Raw genomic sequence first — 1,706 nt, 5'->3', positions numbered from 1 at the left:
CTCCGTCGGGAACAGCTCGCAAGCTTCGCCAGCAGCCAAAACAACGAGGCGGGAAAGGGGAAGCTGGCCACTCACCACGAGCGCCCCACCCACCAACAAATCCTCAGCAAAGGACAAGAGAACAAAATGACCAACGAACTGCGCATCACCAGCCCCGCCGACATCCTCAGCTTCATCCCGCACACCCTCGGTTTCGCGCCCCGGGAATCCTTCGTGTTCATCACCATGCGCGGGAATGCGCTCGGCGCGACCCTGCGCGTCGACGCCCCTCGTGATGCGAACACGGCAGGGTTCGCCCGCGCCATGGCCGACTACCTCGCGCTGGACACCGTAGCGAACGCCGCCGTGCTGGCCGTCTACACCGACCAGCGGGCCGCGCAGGGCGAGGCCCGCCCGTTCCAGGATCACATCGAGGCGATCGTCGAAACCCTCGACGCGACCGGGATGCCACTGAAAGATGCATGGCTGGTGACCTCGGCGCACTGGAAGAACCTGCTCTGCGATGACCCGCAGTGCTGCCCCATCGAGTCCTTGGAGTCCATCACGGACGGGAACCTGAATGCCGAAATGATCTACCGGGGCAGCAGCTACAAAGCCGCCCCCGGCACCAGGTACGAGCCGTTCAGCGGCCCGGCTGACACTGCCGAACAGATTGATCACGCGGGGCACGTGCTCCAGTACAGCGAGGAAATCAACGGCCGGGAATTGTGGAACCAGTCCATCGAGCAGGGCCGACCGATCGGCCCGGACACGGCCGTGCAACTGCTGGCCTGCTTCCAATACCCGGCCCTGCGCGATGTACTCATGTGCACCGTGATCGAACCGGAACGCACCGACGCGGAGGGCAGCGCCTATCTGCTCCTTGGCGTCGGTATTACTCCGGACTGGGCACGGGTGGACCGCGCTCAGGAAATCGCCCGGGAACTGATAACCGCCGCCCCGGAAAGTTACCGGGCGCCGCTGCTGACGGTGATCGGCTGGCTCTCCTACCTCAAGGGTCAATCCTCCGTGGCCGGTGAGCACTTCACCGCAGCTTTGGACGACGTGCCCGGGTACCGGCTGGCGGAACTGATGGAAGAAATCATCGGCAACGGCAGGATCGCCCCCGTCGCCGCCGATGAGACCACCGGGTACAAGAAGCGCTAGACCCGATAAGGGGCCGGGACCGGCAACGGTTCCGGCCCCACCGGCGCGTCGGCGGCCTCCTCCGCTGGCGCACCGCCGGCCGCCGATCCAACGCTGACGCGGGCGAAGCCCCACACCAAACACAGACATGACTGCCGTCGGGCTACAGTGGAACAACCACCGATTCCACGAACGCCAGGGAGCAGCTCATGAGCCACGACTTCGTCCTCACAGAAGACGACGCACCCTCTGGCAACACCCACGCCGAGGACATCCTCGAACTGAGCATTCTCACCATGGACCAGCGACCCGCCGTCGTGGACATCTCCTGGGAGAAAACCCCGCAAGACTTCTAACCCTTGCAGCGACGACGCTGCACCCACAAGTTTCCTTTTGCTGAGGGAAAACAGGAAGAGCCGGCACCAACTTGACGTTGGTGCCGGCTCTTCCGCCATTCCAAAGGAATGGGGCAACATAGTGCCCGCCACTCGAACGCGTGCACGAAACCATCGACCGAACCATCCATCACATGATCGGCGACTGAACCCATGGTCGGGACGTTCGCCTTTGTGGGCGGGCGG

The 1,706-nt window shown here is 64.0% G+C and carries 2 protein-coding genes; both read left to right on the top strand.

The genetic code is table 11. The annotated features are described in order from the left end of the window. A partial coding sequence (locus ACIPV6_RS23670) for a DUF4192 domain-containing protein (RefSeq protein ID WP_400273237.1) occupies window positions 1-1,146 on the top strand: 1,146 nt, incomplete at its 5' end. A 188-nt stretch (window positions 1,147-1,334) separates the two neighbouring features. After that, window positions 1,335-1,481, top strand: a complete 147-nt coding sequence (locus ACIPV6_RS23665; RefSeq protein WP_400273236.1) for a hypothetical protein — start codon at window positions 1,335-1,337, stop codon at window positions 1,479-1,481. The last annotated feature ends 225 nt before the right edge of the window (window positions 1,482-1,706 follow it).

It is taken from the genome of Paenarthrobacter sp. NPDC089988 (assembly GCF_044748465.1).
GTDB lineage: Bacteria > Actinomycetota > Actinomycetes > Actinomycetales > Micrococcaceae > Arthrobacter.
The sequence above is the reverse complement of the archived record's forward strand: the minus strand, read 5'-3'. Positions and strand labels throughout refer to the sequence as shown.

Coding starts and splice junctions, on each gene's coding strand:
- ACIPV6_RS23665 (WP_400273236.1), top strand. CDS start 1,335: ATGAGCCACGACTTCGTCCTCACAGAAGACGACGCACCCTCTGGCAAC.